The organism is Mesorhizobium sp. SEMIA396, assembly GCF_024518615.1.
Taxonomy (GTDB): Bacteria; Pseudomonadota; Alphaproteobacteria; order Rhizobiales; family Rhizobiaceae; genus Mesorhizobium.
Genome location: NZ_JANIFC010000001.1, coordinates 839,901 through 862,215 on the forward strand (window position 1 = coordinate 839,901; position 22,315 = coordinate 862,215).

General features: G+C 63.1%; 21 protein-coding genes. 12 read left to right on the forward strand and 9 right to left on the reverse strand.

Features of this window, described 5'->3' with window-relative positions; translation table 11 throughout:
- The first annotated feature begins 40 nt into the window (after positions 1 to 40).
- Positions 41 to 1,324: a cystathionine gamma-synthase family protein gene (locus tag NP503_RS04150; protein ID WP_127272547.1), complete on the forward strand. Its 1,284-nt coding sequence runs from the start codon at positions 41 to 43 to the stop codon at positions 1,322 to 1,324.
- A 138-nt stretch (positions 1,325 to 1,462) separates the two neighbouring features.
- Entirely contained in the window at positions 1,463 to 1,906 is a 444-nt protein-coding gene (locus NP503_RS04155) for a CHRD domain-containing protein (protein WP_127271887.1), read from the forward strand.
- 52 nt (positions 1,907 to 1,958) lie between these two features.
- On the opposite strand, the gene NP503_RS04160 is transcribed toward NP503_RS04155, so the two are convergent.
- The 3 genes from NP503_RS04160 to NP503_RS04170 form a co-directional block, all read right to left on the reverse strand.
- Positions 1,959 to 3,608, reverse strand: coding sequence for a thiamine pyrophosphate-binding protein (locus NP503_RS04160; RefSeq protein ID WP_127272546.1), 1,650 nt, complete (start codon positions 3,606 to 3,608; stop codon positions 1,959 to 1,961).
- Entirely contained in the window at positions 3,605 to 4,780 is a 1,176-nt protein-coding gene (locus tag NP503_RS04165) for a CaiB/BaiF CoA-transferase family protein (RefSeq protein WP_127272545.1), read from the reverse strand. Before NP503_RS04165 ends, NP503_RS04160 begins: the two co-directional genes overlap by 4 nt.
- Positions 4,781 to 4,879: 99 nt before the next feature.
- Complete coding sequence (locus tag NP503_RS04170; protein WP_127277323.1) at positions 4,880 to 5,812, reverse strand: alpha/beta fold hydrolase; 933 nt, start codon at positions 5,810 to 5,812, stop codon at positions 4,880 to 4,882.
- A gap of 182 nt (positions 5,813 to 5,994) precedes the next feature.
- On the opposite strand from NP503_RS04170, the gene NP503_RS04175 reads away from it, so the two are divergent.
- Both NP503_RS04175 and NP503_RS04180 read left to right on the forward strand, forming a co-directional pair.
- Complete coding sequence (locus NP503_RS04175; protein ID WP_127271103.1) at positions 5,995 to 7,002, forward strand: ribonuclease; 1,008 nt, start codon at positions 5,995 to 5,997, stop codon at positions 7,000 to 7,002.
- An 89-nt stretch (positions 7,003 to 7,091) separates the two neighbouring features.
- Complete coding sequence (locus tag NP503_RS04180) at positions 7,092 to 7,694, forward strand: hypothetical protein (protein WP_127276943.1); 603 nt, start codon at positions 7,092 to 7,094, stop codon at positions 7,692 to 7,694.
- 4 nt (positions 7,695 to 7,698) lie between these two features.
- On the opposite strand, the gene NP503_RS04185 is transcribed toward NP503_RS04180, so the two are convergent.
- Complete coding sequence (locus tag NP503_RS04185) at positions 7,699 to 8,985, reverse strand: diguanylate cyclase (RefSeq protein ID WP_127271547.1); 1,287 nt, start codon at positions 8,983 to 8,985, stop codon at positions 7,699 to 7,701.
- Positions 8,986 to 9,258: 273 nt separating this feature from the next.
- Here NP503_RS04185 and ettA point away from each other — a divergent pair, with 273 nt between their 5' ends.
- The 4 genes from ettA to NP503_RS04205 all read left to right on the forward strand — a co-directional run bounded on the left by ettA (position 9,259) and on the right by NP503_RS04205 (position 13,918).
- The gene (gene ettA, locus NP503_RS04190) at positions 9,259 to 10,908 is read left to right on the forward strand and encodes an energy-dependent translational throttle protein EttA (protein WP_027034974.1); all 1,650 of its coding nucleotides are present in this window, start codon (positions 9,259 to 9,261) and stop codon (positions 10,906 to 10,908) included.
- A 42-nt stretch (positions 10,909 to 10,950) separates the two neighbouring features.
- On the forward strand, positions 10,951 to 11,718 hold the full coding sequence (gene tam, locus NP503_RS04195; protein WP_127271532.1) for a trans-aconitate 2-methyltransferase: 768 nt from the start codon (positions 10,951 to 10,953) through the stop codon (positions 11,716 to 11,718).
- Positions 11,719 to 11,905: 187 nt separating this feature from the next.
- Complete coding sequence (locus NP503_RS04200; protein WP_127272443.1) at positions 11,906 to 13,027, forward strand: beta-ketoacyl-ACP synthase III; 1,122 nt, start codon at positions 11,906 to 11,908, stop codon at positions 13,025 to 13,027.
- A 273-nt stretch (positions 13,028 to 13,300) separates the two neighbouring features.
- Positions 13,301 to 13,918, forward strand: coding sequence for an MOSC domain-containing protein (locus tag NP503_RS04205; RefSeq protein ID WP_127271384.1), 618 nt, complete (start codon positions 13,301 to 13,303; stop codon positions 13,916 to 13,918).
- A gap of 56 nt (positions 13,919 to 13,974) precedes the next feature.
- Here NP503_RS04205 and NP503_RS04210 read toward each other — a convergent pair whose 3' ends face one another.
- Both NP503_RS04210 and NP503_RS04215 read right to left on the reverse strand, forming a co-directional pair.
- Positions 13,975 to 14,820, reverse strand: coding sequence for an SDR family oxidoreductase (locus tag NP503_RS04210; RefSeq protein ID WP_127272444.1), 846 nt, complete (start codon positions 14,818 to 14,820; stop codon positions 13,975 to 13,977).
- A 132-nt stretch (positions 14,821 to 14,952) separates the two neighbouring features.
- Positions 14,953 to 15,915, reverse strand: coding sequence for a D-amino acid aminotransferase (locus NP503_RS04215; protein ID WP_127267194.1), 963 nt, complete (start codon positions 15,913 to 15,915; stop codon positions 14,953 to 14,955).
- A gap of 150 nt (positions 15,916 to 16,065) precedes the next feature.
- On the opposite strand from NP503_RS04215, the gene NP503_RS04220 reads away from it, so the two are divergent.
- Positions 16,066 to 16,569 carry a hypothetical protein gene (locus tag NP503_RS04220; RefSeq protein ID WP_127267193.1) on the forward strand — a complete coding sequence of 168 codons (504 nt, stop codon included), beginning with the start codon at positions 16,066 to 16,068 and terminating at the stop codon, positions 16,567 to 16,569.
- A gap of 6 nt (positions 16,570 to 16,575) precedes the next feature.
- Here the strand turns inward: NP503_RS04220 and NP503_RS04225 are convergent, their stop codons facing one another.
- Positions 16,576 to 16,890 (reverse strand): DUF2293 domain-containing protein, encoded by a 315-nt coding sequence (locus NP503_RS04225; protein WP_127260329.1) that lies wholly within the window; start codon positions 16,888 to 16,890, stop codon positions 16,576 to 16,578.
- Positions 16,887 to 17,426: a tRNA (N6-threonylcarbamoyladenosine(37)-N6)-methyltransferase TrmO gene (tsaA, locus tag NP503_RS04230; protein WP_023813167.1), complete on the reverse strand. Its 540-nt coding sequence runs from the start codon at positions 17,424 to 17,426 to the stop codon at positions 16,887 to 16,889. The genes NP503_RS04225 and tsaA overlap by 4 nt, the downstream gene beginning before the upstream one ends.
- 122 nt (positions 17,427 to 17,548) lie before the next feature.
- On the opposite strand from tsaA, the gene NP503_RS04235 reads away from it, so the two are divergent.
- Together NP503_RS04235 and metF are read left to right on the forward strand one after the other, a co-directional pair.
- Positions 17,549 to 18,556 (forward strand): metalloregulator ArsR/SmtB family transcription factor, encoded by a 1,008-nt coding sequence (locus NP503_RS04235; protein WP_023813166.1) that lies wholly within the window; start codon positions 17,549 to 17,551, stop codon positions 18,554 to 18,556.
- A complete protein-coding gene (gene metF, locus NP503_RS04240) occupies positions 18,556 to 19,473 on the forward strand; it encodes a methylenetetrahydrofolate reductase [NAD(P)H] (RefSeq protein WP_023813165.1) in 918 nt (305 codons plus the stop codon). The genes NP503_RS04235 and metF overlap by 1 nt, the downstream gene beginning before the upstream one ends.
- A gap of 474 nt (positions 19,474 to 19,947) precedes the next feature.
- Here metF and NP503_RS04245 read toward each other — a convergent pair whose 3' ends face one another.
- On the reverse strand, positions 19,948 to 20,865 hold the full coding sequence (locus tag NP503_RS04245; protein WP_127267192.1) for a DMT family transporter: 918 nt from the start codon (positions 20,863 to 20,865) through the stop codon (positions 19,948 to 19,950).
- Positions 20,866 to 21,065: 200 nt separating this feature from the next.
- On the opposite strand from NP503_RS04245, the gene NP503_RS04250 reads away from it, so the two are divergent.
- Complete coding sequence (locus NP503_RS04250) at positions 21,066 to 22,286, forward strand: alanine racemase (RefSeq protein WP_013530936.1); 1,221 nt, start codon at positions 21,066 to 21,068, stop codon at positions 22,284 to 22,286.
- Positions 22,287 to 22,315: the final 29 nt, after the last annotated feature.

Below are 22,315 nucleotides of genomic sequence, written 5' to 3' on the forward strand. Positions count from 1 at the left end.
ATTGCCGTTCACTATGTCACTCGAACAGGCAGGAAAGCTCATGACCGCGCCACGCCCGTCGAAAACCCATATCGGCAACCACAAGCTCCACCCGGAGACGCTGATGCTGAGCTATGGCTTCGATCCGCAACTTTCGGAGGGCGCGGTCAAGCCGCCGGTGTTCCTGACCTCGACCTTCGTGTTCAAGTCGGCGGAAGAAGGACGCGACTTCTTCGACTACACCTCCGGCCGCAAGGAGCCGCCGAGCGGCACGGCGTCGGGCCTGGTCTATTCGCGCTTCAACCATCCCAACAGCGAGATCGTCGAGGACCGGCTGGCGATCTATGAGGGGGCGGATGCCTGCATCCTGTTTTCATCCGGCATGTCGGCGATCGCCACCACGCTGCTCGCCTATATCAGGCCGGGCGACGTCATCCTTCATTCGCAGCCGCTTTACGGCGGCACCGAGACGCTGTTGACGCGCACGCTCTCCGGCTTCGGTATCGGCGCGGTCGGTTTCGTAGATGGCGTCGATGAGGCAGCGGTGCGCACGGCCTCCGACGCCGCCGTCGCGAAGGGCCGCGTGTCGGTCATCCTGATCGAAACGCCGTCAAACCCGACCAACAGCCTGGTCGATATCGCGCTGATGCGGAAGATCGCCGACGAGATCGGCGCTAGCCAAGGGTCGACGCCGATCGTCGTGTGCGACAACACGCTGCTCGGCCCGGTTTTCCAGCGGCCCATCGAACATGGCGCCGACGTGTCCGTCTATTCGCTGACCAAATATGTCGGCGGCCATTCCGATCTCATCGCGGGCGCCGCCATGGGCAGCAAGGCGGTCACCAAGCCGATCAAGGCGCTGCGCGGCGCGATCGGCACGCAGCTCGACCCGCATTCCTGCTGGATGCTTGGCCGCTCGCTGGAGACGCTGTCGATCCGCATGGAGCGGGCCAACGACAATGCGCGCCTGGTCGCCGAATTCCTGCGCGACCATGCCAAGGTCGAGAAGGTGCATTACCTTCCGTTCCTGGGCGAGGAAACGCCGGCTGGCCGCACCTACAGGGCGCAATGCACTGGTGCCGGCTCGACCTTCTCCTTCGATATCAAGGGCGGCGAGAAGGCGGCTTTCGCCTTTCTCAACAACCTGCAGATCTTCAAGCTGGCGGTGAGCCTGGGCGGAACGGAATCCTTGGCCAGCCACCCCGCGGCCATGACCCATTCGGGCATACCCTTCGAGGTGCGCGAACGCATCGGCGTGCTGGAGACCACGGTCAGGCTGTCGATCGGCGTGGAGCACCCGGATGATCTGATCGCCGACCTGACGCAGGCGCTGGCAGCCGTCTGACGCCGCCGGTATCGCGCGGTCCATTAGTCTGCACGTAAGTGTTACTCGCGCGCAGCCATTCGCTCTTATAAGCCTTGTGCCGATACATCCGCGCGCCGGGGAGCCGTGGCTGGATGTCATCAGCAAACGGAGATTCTCATGCGTATCCAATCCTTGGCGCCGATGCTTTCGGCACTGGCCATCTCGGTGTCCTTCCTTACGGCAGCGCCGGCCCTGGCGGAGACGGTGAAGCTGAAAGCGACGCTCGACGGCGCCCAGCAGAACCCGCCGGTGACCACGAAAGGCAAGGGCACCGCAGCTCTTACCTTCGACACGGCCACGAAGAAACTCAGCTGGAACGTCAAATATTCCGGGCTGAGCGGGCCGGCGACCGCCGGGCATATTCACGGCCCAGCCGCGATGGGTGAAAACGCCGGGGTGGCGATCCCGTTCAAGGGCAAGCTCAAGAGCCCGATCAAGGGATCGGCCGTGCTGACCGACGCGCAGGCCGCCGACCTGATGGGCGGCAAGGACTATGTCAACGTGCACACGGCAGCCAACAAGGACGGCGAAATCCGCGGACAGATCGAGACCGCCAAGTAGCGCAAGCCGCATGACAAAAAGGGGCGGGCGACCGCCTCTTTTTTTGTTTGGACTACGCCTTGTCGCGTATCTGCGTCATCGTCTTCGTCGGCGTGATCGCTTCGGGGTCGAGGCGGATTTCCACGATCGCCGGCTTGCCGCTGGCGCGGGCACGTTCGAAGGCGGGAGCGAAATCGGCGGTCTTGTCGACCGTTTCGCCATGGCCGCCATAGGCGCGGGCCAAGGCCGCGAAATCGGGGTTCTTGAGATCGGTGGCGACGACGCGGCCGGGATATTCGCGCTCCTGGTGCATGCGGATGGTGCCGTAGATGCCGTTGTTGACGACGACCACAATGATAGGCAGGTCATACTGCACGGCGGTGGCGAATTCCTGCCCGTTCATCAGGAAGCAGCCGTCGCCGGCGAAAGCGACCACGGTGCGCTCCGGGAACAGCTCCTTGGCGGCGACGGCCGCAGGCGTGCCATAGCCCATCGAGCCTGACGTCGGCGCACCTTGAGTGGCGAAGCGGCGGAAGCGGTGGAAACGATGCACCCAGGTGGCGTAGTTGCCGGCGCCGTTGGTGAGGATGGCGTCGTCGGGCAACATCTTTTCGAGGTAGTTCATGATCGGGCCCATCTGGACCGAGCCGGGGCCGCCTTCCGGTGGCGTCGACCAGTCCAGATAGGCGGCATGCAGCTTTGGCGTCTCGGCTGCCCAAGTCGGCTCCGAGGCCGGTTTGCGCTTGGCGAAAGCTTCGATGAAGGCGGACGGCGAGGCGTTGATCGCCAGTGTCGGGCGGTAGACGCGGCCGAGCTCGCCGGCGTCGGCATGGACATGCACCAGCGTCTGGTCGGGATAGGGGCTTTTCAGCAGCGTGTAGTCGGACGAGGGCATTTCGCCCATGCGGCCGCCGATCAGCAGCACGAGATCGGCCTGCTTGATCGCTGTGGCCAGCTTCGGGTTGATGCCGATGCCGACATCGCCGGCATAGTTCGGATGCAGATGATCGAACAGCATCTGGCGGCGGAAGGAGCAGCCGACCGGCAGCGACCAAGCCTCGGCGATCGTGCGCATTTGTGCAACCGCCTCGGCGTCCCAGCGCGTGCCGCCGAGGATGACGAACGGCCGCTTGGCCTTGGCCAGCAGCTTTTCCAGCGCATCGAGCTCCGCTTCGCCCGGCCGTGTCTCAACCGGCGTGTGCGGCAAGGCGATGGCCGCTTCGACGATACTGGTCAGCATGTCTTCGGGCAGCGAGATCACCACCGGGCCGGGACGGCCCGATGTCGCCACCGCGAAAGCGCGGGTGACGAATTCGGGGATGCGCGAGGCGTCGTCGATCTCGACCACCCATTTGGCGATGTCGCCGAAGAACCTCTTATAGTCCACCTCCTGGAACGCTTCGCGCTCCTTGGCGTGGCTGGCGACCTGGCCGATGAACAGGATGACGGGTATCGAATCCTGCATGGCGATGTGGATGCCGGCCGAGGCGTTGGTGGCGCCGGGGCCGCGGGTGACGAAGCAGATGCCGGGCTTGCCGGTCAGGCGGCCATGGCAATCGGCCATCATGGCGGCACCGCCTTCCTGGCGGCAGACGATGGTGCGGATCGCAGAGTCGTGCAGCGCGTCGAGCACTGCCAGATAGGATTCACCCGGCACGCAATAGATGCGGTCGGTGCCGTTGGCTTCGAGCGCGTCGACGATGAGTTGTCCGCCGGTCTTCATTGTCCAGACTTCTCCAGTTCGGCAAGGATTTCTTGCGTGTGCTCGCCCAGGCGTGGCGAGGGGCGCTCATAGACCAGCGGCGTGCCGGACATCACCATCGGCGCACGCACCGAAGGCAGAAGATTGCCATGGCCGTCGTCGAGATCGAGCCGCATGCCGCGCGCGATCGTCTGCGGATCGGCAAACATCTGGCCGATCGTGTTGATCGGGCTCGCCGGCACGCCGGCCGCTTCCAGCTTGGCCAGCAGCGGATCGCGGTCAAAAATCTTCAGCGCCTCGATCATGCGCTCGCGCAACTTGACCCGGTTGGCGACCCGGGCGGGATTGGTGGCGAAGTCGGGATTGGCAGGCAGGTCGTCCAGTCCGACAGCGGCGCAGAATTTGGCGAACTGGCCGTCATTGCCGACCGCCAGGATGATGTGCCCGTCCCGGACCGGCACCACCTCATACGGGGCGATGTTCATATGCGCATTGCCCATCTGCACCGGCGATTGGCCGGAGACGAGATAGTTCAAATTCTGGTTGCCGAGCGCCGAGATCTGGGTGTCGAAAAGCGCCATGTCGACGTGCTGGCCTTCGCCGGTCTGCTCGGCATGGCGCAATGCTGCCTGGATGGCGATGACCGAATAAAGGCCGGTGAAGATGTCGGAGATGGCGACGCCCGCTTTTTGCGGCTCGCGGCCGACCTCGCCGGTGATCGACATCATGCCGGCCATGGCCTGGATGATGAAGTCGTAGCCGGCGCGCGGCGCATAGGGTCCGTCCTGACCGAAGCCGGTGATCGAGCAATAGACGAGGCGCGGGTTGATCTGGCGCAGGCTGTCATAGTCGAGGCCGTATTTCTTCAAGCCGCCGAGCTTGAAGTTCTCGATCAGCACGTCCGAGGTGGCGACCAGCCGGCGCACGGTCTCCGCGCCTTCCGGCGTCGAGAAATCGATGGCGATGGAGCGCTTGCCGCGATTGCAGGAATGGTAATAGGCGGCCGACAGGTTCTCGCCGTCCTTGCCCATGACGAAGGGCGGGCCCCATTTGCGGGTGTCGTCGCCGCCATCGGGGCTCTCGACCTTGATGACATCGGCGCCGAGATCGGCGAGCAACTGCCCGGCCCATGGCCCGGCAAGGATGCGGGCGAGTTCGACGACGCGGACGCCTTTCAGCGGGGGCTCAGCCATGAATCACCGTGATTGCCGCAATCACCGTGATTGCTGCGAAACCAGAGCCTCTATCAAGCCCTGCAACGGCTGTCACGGCTCTTGCAATGGGCCAATCCGTCACGCTTTGAGGACTTCGTCGGCCCAAATGGCGAAATCATCCATGATGATGTCGCGATTCACCTCGTTCAGGCTTTCGTGGCGGGTGTCGGCGTAAACCTTTGAAACCAGATTCGAAAAGCCCATGGCGCGCATGCGGCTGGCAAGATGCGTGATCCCTTTGCCATAATCCGAGGCGGGATCCCTTTCGCCGCCGACGATGCTGATGGGCAGGTCGCGTCGGATACCGGCAAAGCCGGCATCCTTGCCGCCGTTCAGCGCCATGCCGACGACGTCGCGCCACATCGACACCGAAGCATCCCAGCCGCAGAGCGGATCGGCGATGTATTTCGCCACTTCCGCCTCGTCGCGCGACAGCCAGTCGAACAATGTGCGGTGGTTGGGCACCGCCTTGCCCCAAGCCTGGAAGGTGAGCTTCGGCAGCAGACGCGATGGCACGTCGGAGCCGAGCCGCATTCTCTCCCAGGCAAGGACGCCCAGCGCCACCTGCCCGAGCAGGCCTTGAGAGAAATTGCCGTTCCAGATCGCGGCGGCATGGACGCGGGGCGAATGACTTAAAAGGAAATTCAACGCCACGGATGCGCCCATCGAATGACCAAACAGGATGACCGGTCTGTTTGGCTGTTCGCTGGCGATGAGGTCATGGATGGCGCCGATATCGGCGATCACCTTGGCGGGGCCATCCCTGTCGGCAAATCTGCCGAGCGGCGCGTCGGGGGCTTTGGTCGCGCCATGGCCGCGATGATCGTGGACATAGACGTGGAAGCCGCGGGAGCCAAGAAAATCGGCAAAGCGGGCATAGCGCGCTGCGTGCTCGGCCAATCCATGATTGATCTGGACGACGGCGCGTGCCCGGCCGTCGGCCTGCCTGACGAAAAGATTGAGCTCGGCACCGGTCGGCGAGGCAACCACGCGCTGCTGGCTGAATGACATGCCGCCTGGTCCCGCCCTTGCATTATCGTCGTTGGCTTTGTTTGCGCCGGCCCACATTATGCGTCAATCCGGCAAACCCGCTTTTCGCGACGATGTTTCTTGCGTTTGGCCAGCAAAATATCGCAATTCTGACATGGAGACAGCTTCAGTCTGTCGCCCACTTGTCCAGCCGGGGATTTTCCATGCGTAGTGCTGTCATTTTCGGATTGGCCATGCTGGCGGCGTCGCTGGCCGGGGCGGCGCGTGCCGACGTCAAGATGAGCGGCAGCTTCGTCGCCGACGCTGCCTGTCCGGCGACGCAAGCGATCAAGAACGGCAAGAACCCCGGCAATGTCTCGACCGATGCCGGGAAGAGCTACCAGCTGCTTGCCGGCAACAAGGATGCGCCGACGCACTACCTTATCCTGGTGCCGGGCGCCGATCCGGAGCGCCGCTGGGTGAAGGTCAGTTGCGGCCATGTTTCCGGCAGCAGCGCGGCGACCGTGCCGGCCGCACCTGACGGCCAAGGCAAGCCGGCGGCGTCGGGAAAACCCGAATACGTCTTCGCGCTGAGCTGGCAGCCGGCGTTTTGCGAGACAAAGTCGAACAAGACCGAATGCAAGGCGCAGAACGCCGGTGATTTCGACGCGACGCATTTCACCTTGCATGGGTTGTGGCCGCAGCCGAACGGCAATTTCTATTGCCAGGCGACGGCGAGCGACAAGGCCAACGACAATCCGGCCCACTGGAAAGACCTGCCGCCGGTCAATCTGGACGCCAACACCCGCACGGAGCTCGATCAGGTGATGCCTGGAACGGCCTCCCACCTCGAGCGGCATGAATGGATCAAGCACGGCACCTGCTACGGCAAGAGCCAGCAGGACTATTTCTCCGACGCGCTCAACCTGATGCGCGCGGTGAACAGCTCGCCGGTGCGCGATCTCTTTGCCAAGAACATCGGCGGCAAGCTGACGGCGGACCAGATTCGCGGCGCTTTCGACACTGCCTTCGGCGCGGGGGCAGGCGACCGGGTGCGTGTGTCCTGTGTCATCGATCCGTCGAGCGGCAGGCGGCTGATCGGCGAACTGACGCTCGGCCTCGCCGGTCCGATCGGCCCGAACAGCGCGCTCAAGGACCTGCTGCTGGCTTCGGTGCCGACCAACAAGGCCGGCTGCCCAACCGGCAATGTCGACGCGATCGGCTTCCAGTAACTCTCAACAGAGGTACCGGACTGTCGCCCTGCCGTGCCCTGGTGCTATGCTGCGAGCGCATCATTCTGGCGGGGGCGGCAATGGATGGCATGACGAGCAGCGCGCTGGCGCGGCTGGCTTTCTGGGCCAAGGGCATGGTCTCGATAAACGATGCCCGCATGGAATGGCCGGGCTTTTCGTATACCGACGCCGAATGGGCACGCATGCGAACGCTCTCCGAACCGATCGGCGTCGGCACGTACCAGCTGTTCACGATCGTCAATGCGGTGATCTTCATCATTATCGCGGCGATCGGCATTTTCGGCGCCTTCCTGCCGCTGGCGACGTTGCTGTTTCCGGTGCCGGCGGACACCAGCGCGTTGAAATTCTCCTCGCTGCTGGCCGCTTGCGCTTTCTTGATCATCGGGCTCGGCCTGCCGATCTCGATGCGTCTTTCGGCCATGCTGGTCGGCGGCAAGACGATGCGAGCAGCACTTGTTTCCGCGCCCGGCGACGAGGCGTTGGCGTCGAAAGTCTCGTGGCAGATCAACCGCATCATGATGATCCTATGCGGCCTGCTGGTGCCGGGCATCCTGCTGTTCATTGCCTACGATATCGAGGCCGGGCCGATTATCACGGCGCTGAAATGGCTGGCGATCGCGCTGATGGCGGTTTCAACCGTGACGGGCATTCGACGGCAGAGGAAGTCGTAACGAACTAAATCCGCGCGGACTTTGTCCATGCAGCGGCCGTGTCGGCTTCGTGGCCGCCCGGCTCGCCGACGACGCGGTCGCGGCCGGTCGACTTCGCCTTGTAGAGACGCTGGTCGGCAAGCGCGAACAGGTCGGCTAGGCAGCGCGTGGTTTCGCTGACGCTGGAAACGCCGGTGCTGACGGTGAACTCGAATCGACTGGTGGCCGCTGAAGCCTTGATCGCATGGCGAATGCTTTCGCCAAGCAGCCTGGCGACCGAGTGCGGACAAGAACTGAGTATGGCGAATTCCTCACCGCCGATGCGGAACACCTGGTCCTCGGGACTGGCGACCTCGCGCAGCAGCGCGGCAACGGCCTTCAACACCTTGTCGCCTTCGGCATGGCCGAAACGGTCGTTGATCGATTTGAAATGATCGACATCGATGATCAGCAGGCTGAGCGGCCTGGCGGTGCGCAGGCTGACCTGGACGGCGGCTTCACCGTCGGCGTCGAAGCGCCCGCGGTGCAGCAGGCCGGTCAGCCCGTCACGGCCGACATGTTCGACCAGCGCCTCGTAGCGTTCGCGATAGGTCAACGTATCGAAGATATCGGTCAATCCGCGCGGCGCAGTGACCTGGCGCTCCTCAAACCATTTGAGATAGGCAACGAGCATGGTGCTGAAGGTCACCGCCGCCGCCATCTTGGCGAACCAGCCGCCGAAAAAGACGGCTATCGGCGCGCCGGCAACGAAATGCAGGGCGGTGAAAAAACCGGCCTGGTCGAAGGTCCGCACGCAAGCGACCGAAATCAGGATGCGCGCGAACGGCGCCTTGCGAAGATACCGACCAAGCTTTTCGTAGAGCAGGATGATCAGGATGGCATCGACGAACAGCAGCGTCGTGCCCCACACCATCAGCCAACCCATCTGGTCGATGAAGCCGATGTCTGGAAGCCTGCCGTCGGGAAGTGCCGCGATGACGTGCAGGCGCAGCAGCAGCACCAGCCCGATCATCAGCGCATTGCCGAGCAGCAGGCCGTAGATCGGCTGACGCACGGTTGCAGCGTCCTCCTTCATATAGAGCAGCAAAAGCATGACCAGCTTGCCGGAAAACAGCACCGCCGAGCCAGGCGAGACCATGCCGAACGGCAGAGCGACGTAAAAGACGCTGGCGAGATAGGTCTCGAGGAAGTGCATGACACCGAGCGCGCAGACGAATACGCCGAGGCCGATACGCCGTCTGAAGCGGAAAAGCGTCACCATGACGCTGAAGTAGACGACCGCTTCGGCAAGGAGCAGGAAACTGTTCAGCAATGCCGTCGACCCGATCTCTTTCTCGAAATCGCGAATAGCGAGCGATTCCACTCCGATCCTGTTTTGACGCCGAAGAGTTAACCGGAGATTTCAGCACGCTTCGTGCTGGTGGAAAACTTCGGCGATTGGCGGACACTTCCGCGTGTGACCGGGCAGATATGGCAAAAGCGATTGCCGTTCGCCGCCGCATCGCCTACATAGCGGCCAACCTCCACTCAATTCGACAGATCCAGTCAGTTTTCTGGGCCAGTCAGTTTTTCAGGGAAAGCGCGCGTGGCACGCCAGTTCATCTATCACATGGCCGGCCTCAACAAGGCCTATGGCACCAAGAAGGTGCTCGAGAATGTCCATCTCTCCTTCTATCCCGACGCCAAGATCGGCATCCTCGGCCCCAACGGTTCGGGCAAGTCGACGATCCTCAAGATCATGGCCGGGCTCGACAAGGAGTGGAACGGCGAAGCCTGGCTGGCCGAAGGCGCCACTGTCGGCTACCTGGCGCAGGAGCCTGCGCTCGATCCGGACAAGACCGTGTTCGAAAATATCATGGAAGGTGTCGCCGCCAAGACTGCCGTCATCGAACGCTATAACGAATTGATGATGAACTATTCCGACGAGACGGCCGACGAGTCGGCCAAGCTCCAGGACGAAATGGACCGGCTCAACCTTTGGGATCTCGAACAGCAGGTCGAGATGGCGATGGAAGCGCTGGGCTGCCCGCCCAAGGATTCGGAAGTCACCAAGCTTTCGGGCGGCGAACGCCGCCGCGTCGCACTTTGCCAGCTTCTGCTGCGCCAGCCCGACCTTCTGCTGCTCGACGAACCGACCAACCATCTCGACGCCGAGACCACGGCGTGGCTGGAAAAGCATCTGCGTGCCTATCCGGGCGCCGTGATGATCATCACCCACGACCGCTACTTCCTCGACAATGTCACCGGCTGGATCCTCGAACTCGATCGCGGCCGCGGCATTCCTTATGAGGGCAACTACACCAAATACCTCGAAGCCAAGGCCAAGCGCCTCAAGCAGGAAGGCCGCGAGGACGATGCCCGCCAGCGCGCCATCGGCCGCGAGCGCGAATGGATCCAGTCGAGCCCGAAGGCTCGCCAGACCAAGTCCAAGGCGCGTATCCAGGCGTTCCAGGATCTTTTGGATGCAGCCGACAAGCGGCGTCCGAGCGATACGCAGATCGTCATTCCGCATGGCGAGCGGCTCGGCAATGTGGTGATCGAGGCGGAAGGCCTGTCGAAGGGCTTTGGCGACACGCTGCTCATCGACGGCCTGGAATTCAAGCTGCCGCCCGGCGGCATCGTCGGCGTCATCGGCCCGAACGGCGCCGGCAAGACGACGCTGTTTCGCATGATCACCGGCCAGGAAAAGCCGGATGCGGGTTCTGTGCGCGTCGGCGAAACGGTCAAGCTCGGCTATGTCGACCAGAGCCGCGATGCGCTCGATCCGTCAAAGACGGTGTGGGAAGAGATTTCCGGCGGCGCCGAAGTGGTCAAGCTCGGCAAGTTCGAAGCCAACACGCGTGCCTATTGCGCGTCGTTCAACTTCCGTGGCGGCGACCAGCAGCAGAAGGTCGGCAATCTGTCCGGCGGTCAGCGCAACCGCGTGCATCTGGCCAAGATGCTGAAGACCGGCGGCAATGTGCTGCTGCTCGACGAACCGACCAACGATCTCGATACGGAAACGCTGGCCGCACTCGAAGACGCGCTGGAAAACTTCGGCGGCTGCGCCGTCATCATCTCGCACGATCGTATGTTCCTCGATCGCCTGGCGACGCACATCCTCGCCTTCGAGGGCGACAGCCATGTCGAATGGTTCGAAGGCAATTTCGAGGATTACGAGCAGGACAAGATCCGCCGCCTCGGGCCGGATGCCGTCAACCCGCACCGCATGACCTACAAGAGGCTGACGCGGTAAGGGGTTTTAGGGCGGCGATCTCAACCAGCATGAGGAGCTCAAATGGCTGATTGGTCCGCCGCCCAATATCTGAAATTCGAAGACGAGCGCACGCGGCCCGCGCGGGATTTGGTCGCGCAGGTGCCGGTGGACTTCCCGCGCCGGGTCGTCGACATCGGCTGCGGGCCTGGCAACTCGACCGAACTGCTTGTCGAGCGCTGGCCGGATGCTGAGGTGAGCGGCTTCGACACTTCGCCCGACATGATCGAGAAGGCGCGGGCGCGCCTGCCCGAGGTCACCTTTGATCTCGCCGATGCCTCCGAATGGCAGCCGGCGGAGCCGGTCGACGTGATTTTCGCCAATGCTGTGTTCCAATGGCTGCCTACCCATCCGGCGGTGTTCCAGCGGCTGATGGGCTTCCTCGCCCCAGGCGGTGCGCTTGCCGTCCAGATGCCCGACAATCTGGGCGAGGACTCCCACCGCCTGATGCGGGAGACCGCCGCCGAAATGCCATTTGCCGAAAAGCTCAAGGGCGCGGCACGCGGGCCGTTGCCGCCGGTGTCGTTCTACTATGACCTGCTGTCGCCGCTCAGCGACCGGCTTGATATCTGGCACACCATCTACAACCATCCGCTTGCCGACGCGCAGGCGATCGTCGAATGGGTGAAATCGACGGGCCTGAAGCCGTTCCTCGATCCGCTGGACGCCGAGGAGAGGGCGATGTTCCTCGAATGTTACACGGCCAAGATCGCCAAGGCCTATCAGAAGACGGCTGATGGCAAGGTGCTCTTGCGCTTTCCGCGCATTTTCATTGTCGCAAAACGAGCTTGATTATCCATGTCGCGCGGCGCCTTAGGGCCGCTTGGCTTTGGCTGTGGCCATGTCGAGGGATCGGCTTCAGTCGGCCCAGATCTTTGGTTTAAGCCGGCGTAAACCGCCTCGGTGAGAAAACTGTTGCGCCGGAGCGTTCCGGCGCCCACATGAAGCCCGCAACGCCTGCGGATGGGACGGACTGGACATGCATCGCGTCATCATCAGCGGCATCGGCGTTGAGATCCCCGAACCCACAATCACCAATGAAGAACTGGTCGCCAGCTTCAATGCCTGGGTCGACCTGGAAAACGCGCGTCGCCAGGATACTGGCGAGCCGCCGCTGCCGAAATCGGACAGCGACTTCATCGTCCACGCCTCGGGCGTGCGCACCCGTCATGTGATCGAGCGCGAGGGCATCCTCGACCCGACCCGGATGGCGCCGCGCATTCCCGCACGGCCCGACGATGCGCTGTCGCTGGAGGCCGAGTTCGGCATAGCCTCGGCGAAGAAGGCCCTCGACCATGCCGGGCTGCAGCCGTCGGATATAGACCTGGTGATCTGCTCGGCCTCGCATCACCAGCGGCCCTATCCGGCGATCGCCATCGAAATGCAGGAGGCGCTGGGGACGAAGGGCGCGGGCTTTGACATGGGGCTTGGCTGTTCTTCGGCGGCGGCCGCCTTGCACATAGCCGTCAATTTGGTGCGGTCGGGCGCGCACAAGCGCATTCTGGTGACGACGCCCGAGATCATCACCGGCCATCTCAATTTTCGCGACCGGCAGACGCATTTCATCTTCGGCGACGCTTCGGTGTCGATGGTGGTCGAAGGGCTGGCCAAGGGCGACAAGCGGCCGGGGCGCTTCGAAGTGCTCGACACGCGCGTCTGGACGCAGATGTCGAACAACATCCGCACCAATCTGGGCTATCACACCCGCACCGCCCAGGATGATCCTTACATGATCAATCTGGAAGGCAATCTGATCAAGCAGGTCGGCAACAAGGTGTTCAAGGAAGTCACCGTTGCCGGGCAGAAATTCATCGTCGAATTCCTGGCCGAGCACGGGCTGACGCCGCAGGCGATCAGGCGCTTCTGGCTGCATCAGGCCAATGCACGCATGAATGCGATGATCCTGAAACTGTCGTTCGGCCACGAGGTCGACCACGACCGCGCGCCGATGGTGCTGGAGCGGCTTGGCAACACGGCGGGCGCCGGCGCCATCGTCGCGCTGTCGGAAAACCACGCCGACATGAAGCCTGGCGATTTCGGCCTGATCTGCGCCTTTGGCGCGGGGTATTCGATAGGCGGTGCGCTGTTGCGGATGCTCTAGGTATGTCGATATTCAGGTGAGGCCGCCCGGCGAATGGCTACGCTTCCCCGCGTCGCGGTAGGGCTGAACTCACGTACCCAAAAGTACGCTCCGTTCCTGTGCTCGGAATACACCTTGGCGCTCAATACGTCTTGTTGCGTTAGGCTGGTGCGAACGGCACTCGCCTGGCGATCGCCATCCCATCGGTGACGTTGATCGGACGATCAGCACTTTCGACTGGACGCCGCGAAGTCCGCCCGGCTAATTCGCTGGATGACGAGAGAAAAGAACGCCATGCTGGATCTCTTCCCCGAGGCTGAAAAGCCGATCGAAATCATCCCCGCGCGAAAGCTTGCCGCCAAGGCGGCAGCGCTTTACGTGGCGCCGGCGGATCATTTTCAGACGCGCCCGGTGGACGAATTGCTGCTGGATTTCGATGGCATAGCAGGCGATTTTCATGCCGGACCGACACGCCGCGCGGGCGGGCGCGAGCCCTGGTATCCGCGCGGCACCGAAATGCGCAACGAACGGCAATTGTCCATAGTGGCAGCGGACGAACTGGCGGTTGTTGCCCAACGCATGGGCCTGGCCGAGATCAGGCCGGAGTGGATCGGCGCCAATCTTGTGATCGAAGGGGTGCCGAACCTCTCGATGCTGCCGGCCGGCACGCTGCTGTTCTTCAAGGGCGGCGTCACCATCAAGATTGACGTACAGAACGGACCTTGCCGCATCGCCGGCCGGTCGATCGCCGAGAATGCCGGAATGGCCGACGTCGAAGCCGGCGCGCTGTTGTTCCCAAAAGTCGCGAAACGGCTGCGCGGCGTCGTCGCCTGGGTCGAGAAGCCCGGAACGGTCAGGGTCCGCGAAGAAATCTCGGTGCGCGTGCCGGAGCAGTGGATCTATTCGGCATAGCTGTGCGGCAACCAGAGGGCAGGAGCTACGCCGCCGTCGCGGCGTAGCCAAGCTCACTAGGCGTTAGCTTTGCGGTTCTTCTTGGCGCCTTGCGCCATAACGGAAACATGGTCCCACTTGTCCCATGTGGCGAGTCGGTTGGCGTATTCCTGGCGTATCATCGGCAGGCCGCCGTCGCCGAAGAACACCCTGAGCGGTGGCTCGGCGGCGTCGACAATGGCCAGCATCGCCGGCCCGGTGGCCTCTGGATCGCCGGCAACGGAATTGGCGCGGCGCTCTGCCATCTTCGCACGGGCGGGCGCATAGGCCTCGATCGGCTGAGAGATCTTGGCCGACGGGCCGGCCCAGTCGGTGGAGAAGCCGCCCGGTTCGACCAGCGTCACATGGATGCCGAATTCCGCGACCTCGATGCTCAGCGACTGGCTGAAGGCCTCCAGCGCCCATTTCGAGGCGTGGTAGAGGCCGAGCGAGGCAAAGGCATTGACGCCGCCGATCGACGAAATCTGGATGATGTGGCCGGAACGCTGCGCCCGCATGATCGGCAGTGCGGCCTGAGTGACCCACAGCGCGCCGAAGACATTGGTTTCGATCTGGTCGCGAGCTTCCTGTTCGCTGACCTCCTCGATGGCGCCGAAATGGCCGTAGCCGGCATTGTTGACGACGACGTCGAGCCGGCCAAAACGCTTGTGCGCCTCGGCGACTGCGGCATCGACGGCTTTCTTGTCGGTGACGTCGAGCTTTATCGCGGCAATCCTGTCGCCGTATTTCTCGACGAGATCGGCGAGCGTGCCGGCATCGCGGGCGGTGGCCGCGACGCTGTCGCCGCGCGCGAGTGCAGCCTCGGCCCAGACGCGACCAAAGCCCTTCGACGATCCGGTGATGAACCAAACCTTTGATGTCATGATCTTGGAGACCTTGCCCCTGCGGGCGTGATTTTGCGTGAAAGCGGAGGCCTCTCCGCTTTCGGGCATATACGGTCCGTCCTCTGATTTTCCAGAGGCGACCGGAATCTTTCGAAAAAGACGCCTGAATTATCAGGGATAATTCACCTGAGACGACCACGCCGGATCCTCGTGCTTCTCCCAATAGAGCGCCATCAGCCGGCTGGTGATCGGTCCGACCTTGCCGTTGGCGATCGCCGCGCCGTCGATCTCGGTCACCGGCATGATGCCGCCCGCGGTCGAGGTGATGAAGACCTCGTCGGCCTCGCGCAATGCAGTGACGCTGACATCGGCCGCGGTGGCGGCAAGACCTTGTTCGGCGCAGAGATCGAAGACGGTGCGGCGGGTTATGCCCGGCAGCACGCCAATGGAAGGCGTCGACAGCTTGCCGTCCCTGACGCAGAAGACGTTGAAGCCCGGGCCCTCGGCGACATTGCCGTTGAAGTCGAGGATCAATGCGGTCTCGGCGCCGCGATCATAGGCATCGTAGAGGCCGCGCACCAGATCGAGCCAGTGGTAGTTCTTGATCGCCGGGTCGATCGAGGCCGGCGGAATGCGCATCTTGGCGCTGATGGCGACACGCAGGCCGCGCTGCAACTGCTCGGCATTGGCGACCGAGCCGAACGGCACGGCGAACGCCATGAAGCGGTTGACCGCCTGGCGCGGGTCGCGGCTGAAAGTCGGCGAGGCGCCGCGCGTGCACAGCATTTCGACATAGGCGGCGCGATGACCCGACAGCGCCACGCAATTGTGCAGGATTTCGGTAACGCCGTCGCGATCGAAGGGGATGGTCATGCGCAGCTTTTCCAGCCCGCCGAAGAAGCGGTCGAGATGCAAATCGAGGCGGAAGAAGCGGCCGTTCCAGACATGCACGGTGTCGTAGGTGGCGTCGGAATGCAGAAAACCCCAGTCCAGCACCGAGATCTTGGCCTGCGACATCGGCAGGTATTGGCCGTCGAGGAAAGCGACCCCCTCGGGATAGGAGTGCGGGTCGACATGGCGGTCGTCGACGACGGGCGGTCGCTTCTCGTCCTGTGTTGCCATTGTCCGGCTCATCGGGGCCTCCTGTCACGCAGGCGAGAGGCTAGCGGCGCTGGGCAGAAGGCATAGAGCCACCCGCCCGGCGCTGTTCGGCCTCCATGACGATCTGGCCGATACATTCGATCGCGATTGCCGTATCGTTCCGGGTCTGAACGGGAGGGGAAAATGGGCAGGTTTGGGGCCGTCACAGCGGCAATGATGATGTTCGCCGCTGCGGGCGACGCCCGCGCCCAGTGCGCGCGCGAAGGCGAGGAATTGTGCCAGGGCGGGCAGACCTATCGCTGCGAGAAAACCGGCGGCGAATTGACTCCGATCTTCCAGAACCTGCCTTGCGCGGTGAACGTGCTGTCGCTGAGCGGCACCTGGGTAGGCAATGGCCACCAGAGCCCGGCGGGTGACGCCGGCGCCGACTGGGCGATCGCCATGACCATCAACGATGGCAGCGCGTCGATCGACTATCCGTCACTCGGCTGCGGCGGATCGCTGTCGCAGACGTCAAGGGACGACATTTCGGCGGAATACCACGAGAACATCACCTACGGTCGGGACAAATGCATCGACGGAGGCAACATCACCGTCAGGTTTTACAAGGGCAATCTGTCCTGGATTTGGGTCGGCCACGCCGATGGCCAGACCTACAATGCGGTCGCCGTGCTAAAGCGGAAGTAGCCGTGGTCATTCCTCCTCGTCGTCGGCGTCGAGCAGGCGGGTTGCGCGCCAGCGGGTGAGCACGATGTTGGTCTGCTCGATGACGAAGAAACGCGCCGAGTCGCGGTCATAGCCTTCGCTCAGCAGTTTCTCGTAATCGGTGTGCATGTGGCGGATATGGGCAATCGTCGCCAGCCATACGGCGATGCCCGGCGGCAAGGTCTTCATGTGGACCGCGCCGGCGTCGGTGCGGATCTTCTCCATGTCGGCATAGGGAGCCAGCGGCAGAAGAGCGGTCAGCGCCTTGGCTATGGCGCGGCGGCGGCCGGTCGGCGCCGTCACCGCCGGGTCCGATCGGGCTCGTCGCGCCCTTCGATGGTCGCCTCGGCAATAGCGTCGGTCGAGGCGAAATAAGGTTTGATGTCGATGACCGGCGTGCCGTCGAGCACATCGATGGCGTCGAGATCGATGCGGCCGGTGCGTTGGTCGAGCGCGACGAGCCGGACCACATGCAGCCCGATGGGGTTGGGGCGGGCAGGGGAGCGCAGCGAAAATACACCTTTCGCTTCAGCGGCATGGCGCGGTTTCTGCACAATCAGGTCCCGCGGCGCATGATGCAGCCAGGATAGGATGATGACGTGGCTGGCGCGCTCCAGCCCCTGCAGGCCACTTCGGTAGGCTGTGTCGATGGTCAGCACCGCCTTCTGCCCGGTCTCGCGCGCGGCGCGCATGTTCTTCGGGCAGGTTTCGCGCGTCGTCCATGGCGAGGCAATGCGGCCGATGAAGACGATCCCGCCATCAGGCGGCATCAAGGCCGGATCGTTCTCCAGCCTCTGCTCGCCTTCGCGCGCCTCGAACATCTCACGCGTTTCAGTCATGGTCCACGTCTCTTAAAACGCCACACAAGCGGCATTTTCTTGTCCGGAAGCGACATAGCGCTTGCAAGGTCGCTAAAATCGACATAAACATATGTTTATATCTTTTCAAAGAGAATACGCTGATGCATGTCTCGCTCGACACTATGGTGGATACGTTAAAGGCGGCGGCCGAATCCAGCCGATTGCGCATACTGGCACTTCTGTCGCGCGGTGACCTCACGGTTTCCGATCTTACCGAAATTCTCGGCCAGTCGCAGCCGCGCGTTTCGCGGCACCTGAAGCTGCTTCTGGAGGCCGGACTGATCGGCCGCTACCAGGAGGGGTCGTGGGCCTTCTTCCGCCTGTCGGATGCGGATTCCGCGCGGGACTTCGTCATGGGGCTGGTTTCCGGCATTCGCGGCGCCGATCCGCAGGTCGAGCGCGATCTTGAGCGTCTGGCCTCGGTCAAGCGCAAGCGGCAGGACCGGGCGGTCGCGTATTTTTCCGTGAATGCGGCAAGCTGGGACCATATCCGATCGCTGCATGTGCCGGACCGCGCCGTCGAAGCCGCAATGCTGAAACTGGTCGGCAAGCGGCCGTTCCAGTCGATGCTCGATCTCGGCACCGGCACCGGGCGGCTGCTTGAAATCTTCTCGCCGCTTTATCGGCGTGGTGTCGGCATCGACATGTCGCGCGAGATGCTGACCGTGGCGCGCGCCAATCTGGACAAGGCAGGCGTTTCGAACGCGCAGGTTCGGCAGGGCGACATCTTCGCACCGCCGGTCGAGCGCGATGCCTTCGATCTCGTCACCATCCATCAGGTGCTGCACTATCTCGACGATCCCGCCCGTGCCATCCACGAGGCGGCGCGGCTTTTGCGTCCGGCCGGACGCCTGGTCATCGTCGATTTCGCGCCGCATGCGCTGGAATTCCTGCGTGAGGAACACGCGCATATGCGGCTCGGCTTTTCCGACCGGCAGATCGCCGACTGGTTTTCGGAAGCCGGCCTCGATCTTGAAGACAGTCAGGAATTCGAGCCGCGTGGCGGCAACGAGGCCAGGCTCACCGTAAAACTCTGGCTTGGCCGCGACCGGCGCCTCTTGATCGCCGATCCTTCCAACGACACAAGGCAGATAAGGGAAACCGCCTGATGAACCAGTTCCGCTTTTCCCGCCGCCCCGACATTGGCGACAAGGTCAGGGTTTCCTTCGAATTCTTCCCGCCGAAGACCGACGAGATGGAAGCGAGGCTGTGGGAGACGGTGACGAGGCTGGAGCCGTTGAAGCCGAAATTCGTCTCGGTGACCTACGGCGCCGGCGGCTCGACGCGAGAGCGCACCGCGCGCACTGTAAAGCGCATCCTGACGGAAACCGGTATTCCTGCAGCGGCGCATCTGACCTGTGTCGGGGCAACGCGCGACGAGGTCGACGCGGTCATCCAGGATTACAAATCGATCGGCATCAACCGGTTCGTGGCGCTGCGCGGCGACCCGGCCTCCGGCGTCGGCGGACCGTATCGGCCGCATCCCGGTGGCTACGAGAACGGCGCGGAACTGGTCGCCGGGCTCAAGGCGATTGCTGATTTCGACATCTCCGTCGCGGCTTATCCGGAAAAACATCCGCAAAGCCCCGATTTCGCCACCGACATCGAGATGCTGAAGCGCAAAGTCGACAATGGCGCGACGCGTGCCATCACTCAGTTCTTTTTCGACAACGATCTCTACGAGCGCTATGTCGAGCGCGTCCGCCGCGCCGGCATCTACATCCCGATCGTGCCGGGTATCCAGCCGGTTCACAGTTTCAAGCAGGTCGCGAACTTTTCCGCGAGGGCGGGCGCGCATGTGCCCGGCTGGCTGGCGGAGCGTTTCGAAGGCCTCGACCGGGACCCGCAGACGCATGCGCTGGTGGCGTCGGCGGTGGCGGCCGAACAGGTGATGGACCTTGTCGAGCGCGGTGTCGGCGATTTCCACTTCTACACCATGAACCGCGCCGATCTGGTCTTTGCCATCTGTCATATGATCGGCATCCGCTCGCACGAGGCGGCGGCCGCCGGATCAGCTGCGGCATGAGAGTGGGTTGAACGACAAAAGGCCGGGAAAAACCCGGCCTTTTGAATTGGTTGGACTATTTGGGTGCTGGTCTTCCCCGCTTTGGCGGTCAGGGAAGGAAGCCCATAATAAGGGCTCCGATAAAGGCGAACGCAGCACAGATCATCAATGCGTTGATAGGCCTCGTAAGTCCCATGACATAGCCTCCTCTTAAAGAGCTATGTCACGGAGTCTAGGTTCATTTGTGCCACAGGCAAGCGGAAAATGTGCTGCATTGCGACGTGATTGTGAAATCCGCGACATGTCTTTTGCCGTTAGGCTTTGAAACTCCTAAGCAAAAACCGGCTTCAGGCCTGTGAATAAAATGTGGCCGACTCGTGTCGCTGCCGTGTCATGGCAGCGCTACCGCTGCGGAAGCCGAATTCAACTTTCGCGATGCGGGGGGCAATTGGGTGGTTAGAGCATCCTTTGCGCGTCCAGTGGACGCGCGGCGCTCTAACGTCGGCCGAACAACCGCCCGTCAATGGTGACGAGGCCGAGCGCGATCAGCACCACGCCGCCGATTTCGAACAGTTCCAGCCGCTCGCCAAGGAACAGGAAGCCGAGCAGCATCGCGCTGGCCGGTACGACAAGCGTGACCAGCGAGGCATTGGTGGCGCCGGCCGAGGCGACGAGGTTGAAATAGAGGATGTAGGCGAAGGCGGTCGACAGCAGCGCCAGTGCCAGCACCGCCGCCCAGACCGGCGGCGAGGCCGAGAACAGGCCGGATGGACCGTAGGTGAAGAGCACGATCGGGATCATGATGATGGTCGATGCCGTCAACTGTCCGGTGGCGATGATCGGCGAGGGCACGCCCCTGAAGCGGCGGGCAACCATCAGCGCGACGGCATAGGACAGCGAAGCCCCGATCAGCGCGAATTTGGCCCAGACCGAGCCGCCGAGCCCGGCAAGCAGGCCGGGGCCGATCATGACAGCCGTGCCGGCGATGCCGAGCGCAATGCCGGCGAGCTTGTTCCAGGACAGCTTTTCGTCCGATGTCAGCGCGTTGGCGAGGATCAACGTCCAGAACGGCGTTGTCGCGTTGAGCACCGAGGCGATGCCGGCTCCGAGCTCCGTCTGGCCGGCGAAGATCAGCGAGAAGGGCACGACATTGTTGGTGAGCGCCAGCAGGAAGAACAGGCCGGCATGCGGAAGCGCGAGGCGAAAGGACGGGCCACGCAGACCGAGATAGATCTGCAGCGCAATCGCGGCAATGGCGACGCGAAACAGCACCAGCACCAGCGGGGGGAGCTCCGCCACCGCGATGCGCGCGAAGAAGAACGAGCCGCCCCAGATCGCGCCGAGCAGCAGGAGTTGCCCCCAATCCTTGAGCACCATCGGCCCGCGTGGTGCGGATGTCGCGGCCATTGCCATGTGAGTCGCCCTCCCAGACGTATGCCAGTCAGGCAGAAGCCATATCCGGTTCGGCGACAAGGGCCACCCGAAACGTGATTGATGGCAAACGCCTGCCGCCAAGACCTAGCGCCCCAGCGTCAGCCGTACGAGACACAGAATTGTTTTCATTAGCCGCTAGCTTGGATTAATTGTGCGCAGGCTAGATCAAGGATTCGTCGATGCAGCGATTCGAGAATGCCCGCGAGGCGGCACTGGCGCTTCGCCCGGACGATCCGGTCTATTGCTTCCGCCCGCAGGTGCTGATGGCGGATGCCAGGCAGTTCATGGGCATGTTCCCGGGCAAGACCGCCTATGCGGTCAAGACCAATGGCGAGCAGATCGTGCTGAAGACCCTGGTCGAAGCCGGCGTCAAGGCTTTCGACGTCGCGTCGCCGGGCGAGTTCGCTGCCGTGCGTGCCGTCTCTCCCGATGCCGAGATGCTCTACATGCATCCGGTCAAGGCGCAGTCGGACATCAAGCTGGCGCTGGAGAAATACGCCATCCGCGTCATTTCGCTGGATCACGAGGACGAGATCACCAAGCTGACGCGAGTGGTGCGGGCGCTCGATATCGATCCGGGCTCGATCAGCGTGTTCGTGCGGGTGCAGACCAAGGGCCATGCCGCCTACGAACTGTCGAAGAAGTTCGGCGCCGGGCCGGCCTATGCCGTCGAACTGGCCGAGCGGCTGAACCGCACCGGCTACAAGGTTGGCCTGTGTTTCCATGTCGGCAGTCAGATCGAGGATCCCGACACCTATGAGCGGGCACTGGCTTCCGCCGATTGGGTGCGCAACCGGCTGACCTTCGATATTGCCGGGCTCGACGTCGGCGGCGGTTTCCCCGCCGAATACGGCCATGACCCCAACCGCAAGCAGATCGAGATGCCGTCGCTCGGCCAGATCATGTCGCGGCTTTCGGGCGATCTGAAAGAGTATCAGTTCGACCAGATGCCGCTGGTGGCCGAGCCGGGCCGCGTGATCGTGGCGCGCTGCCTGTCGCTGATCGTGCGGGTGCTGCTGCGCAAGGGCAAGCGGCTCTACATCAATGACGGCATCTGGGCGTCGCTGTCGGATTCATGGACCGGAAAGATCACGCTGCCGGCGCGCTTCATTCCCGATCCTGCGATCCGCTCGCGCAATGGCGAGGAGAAGAACATCGTGCCGTTCAAGGTCTGCGGCGCGACCTGCGATTCCGTCGACATCCTGTCGCGGCCGTTCTGGCTGCCGGAAACGGTCGATACCGGCGACTGGATCGAGATCGGCCATATCGGCGCCTATTCGCTCTCGCTGCGGACCCGCTTCAACGGCTTTTACCCCGACACCTTCGTCGAGGTGACGACGCCGTTCGACGAGGGCGACGCGCCGCAGGGGTTTGCCAGTTTGGAGACGATGGCGGATTAGCGAATAGGGAATAGCCAGTAGCGAATAGG

Coding starts and splice junctions, on each gene's coding strand:
- NP503_RS04150 (WP_127272547.1), top strand. CDS start 41: ATGACCGCGCCACGCCCGTCGAAAACCCATATCGGCAACCACAAGCTC.
- NP503_RS04155 (WP_127271887.1), top strand. CDS start 1,463: ATGCGTATCCAATCCTTGGCGCCGATGCTTTCGGCACTGGCCATCTCG.
- NP503_RS04160 (WP_127272546.1), bottom strand. CDS start 3,608: ATGAAGACCGGCGGACAACTCATCGTCGACGCGCTCGAAGCCAACGGC.
- NP503_RS04165 (WP_127272545.1), bottom strand. CDS start 4,780: ATGGCTGAGCCCCCGCTGAAAGGCGTCCGCGTCGTCGAACTCGCCCGC.
- NP503_RS04170 (WP_127277323.1), bottom strand. CDS start 5,812: ATGTCATTCAGCCAGCAGCGCGTGGTTGCCTCGCCGACCGGTGCCGAG.
- NP503_RS04175 (WP_127271103.1), top strand. CDS start 5,995: ATGCGTAGTGCTGTCATTTTCGGATTGGCCATGCTGGCGGCGTCGCTG.
- NP503_RS04180 (WP_127276943.1), top strand. CDS start 7,092: ATGACGAGCAGCGCGCTGGCGCGGCTGGCTTTCTGGGCCAAGGGCATG.
- tam (WP_127271532.1), top strand. CDS start 10,951: ATGGCTGATTGGTCCGCCGCCCAATATCTGAAATTCGAAGACGAGCGC.
- NP503_RS04200 (WP_127272443.1), top strand. CDS start 11,906: ATGCATCGCGTCATCATCAGCGGCATCGGCGTTGAGATCCCCGAACCC.
- NP503_RS04205 (WP_127271384.1), top strand. CDS start 13,301: ATGCTGGATCTCTTCCCCGAGGCTGAAAAGCCGATCGAAATCATCCCC.
- NP503_RS04210 (WP_127272444.1), bottom strand. CDS start 14,820: ATGACATCAAAGGTTTGGTTCATCACCGGATCGTCGAAGGGCTTTGGT.
- NP503_RS04215 (WP_127267194.1), bottom strand. CDS start 15,915: ATGAGCCGGACAATGGCAACACAGGACGAGAAGCGACCGCCCGTCGTC.
- NP503_RS04220 (WP_127267193.1), top strand. CDS start 16,066: ATGGGCAGGTTTGGGGCCGTCACAGCGGCAATGATGATGTTCGCCGCT.
- tsaA (WP_023813167.1), bottom strand. CDS start 17,426: ATGACTGAAACGCGTGAGATGTTCGAGGCGCGCGAAGGCGAGCAGAGG.
- NP503_RS04235 (WP_023813166.1), top strand. CDS start 17,549: ATGCATGTCTCGCTCGACACTATGGTGGATACGTTAAAGGCGGCGGCC.
- metF (WP_023813165.1), top strand. CDS start 18,556: ATGAACCAGTTCCGCTTTTCCCGCCGCCCCGACATTGGCGACAAGGTC.
- NP503_RS04245 (WP_127267192.1), bottom strand. CDS start 20,865: ATGGCAATGGCCGCGACATCCGCACCACGCGGGCCGATGGTGCTCAAG.
- NP503_RS04250 (WP_013530936.1), top strand. CDS start 21,066: ATGCAGCGATTCGAGAATGCCCGCGAGGCGGCACTGGCGCTTCGCCCG.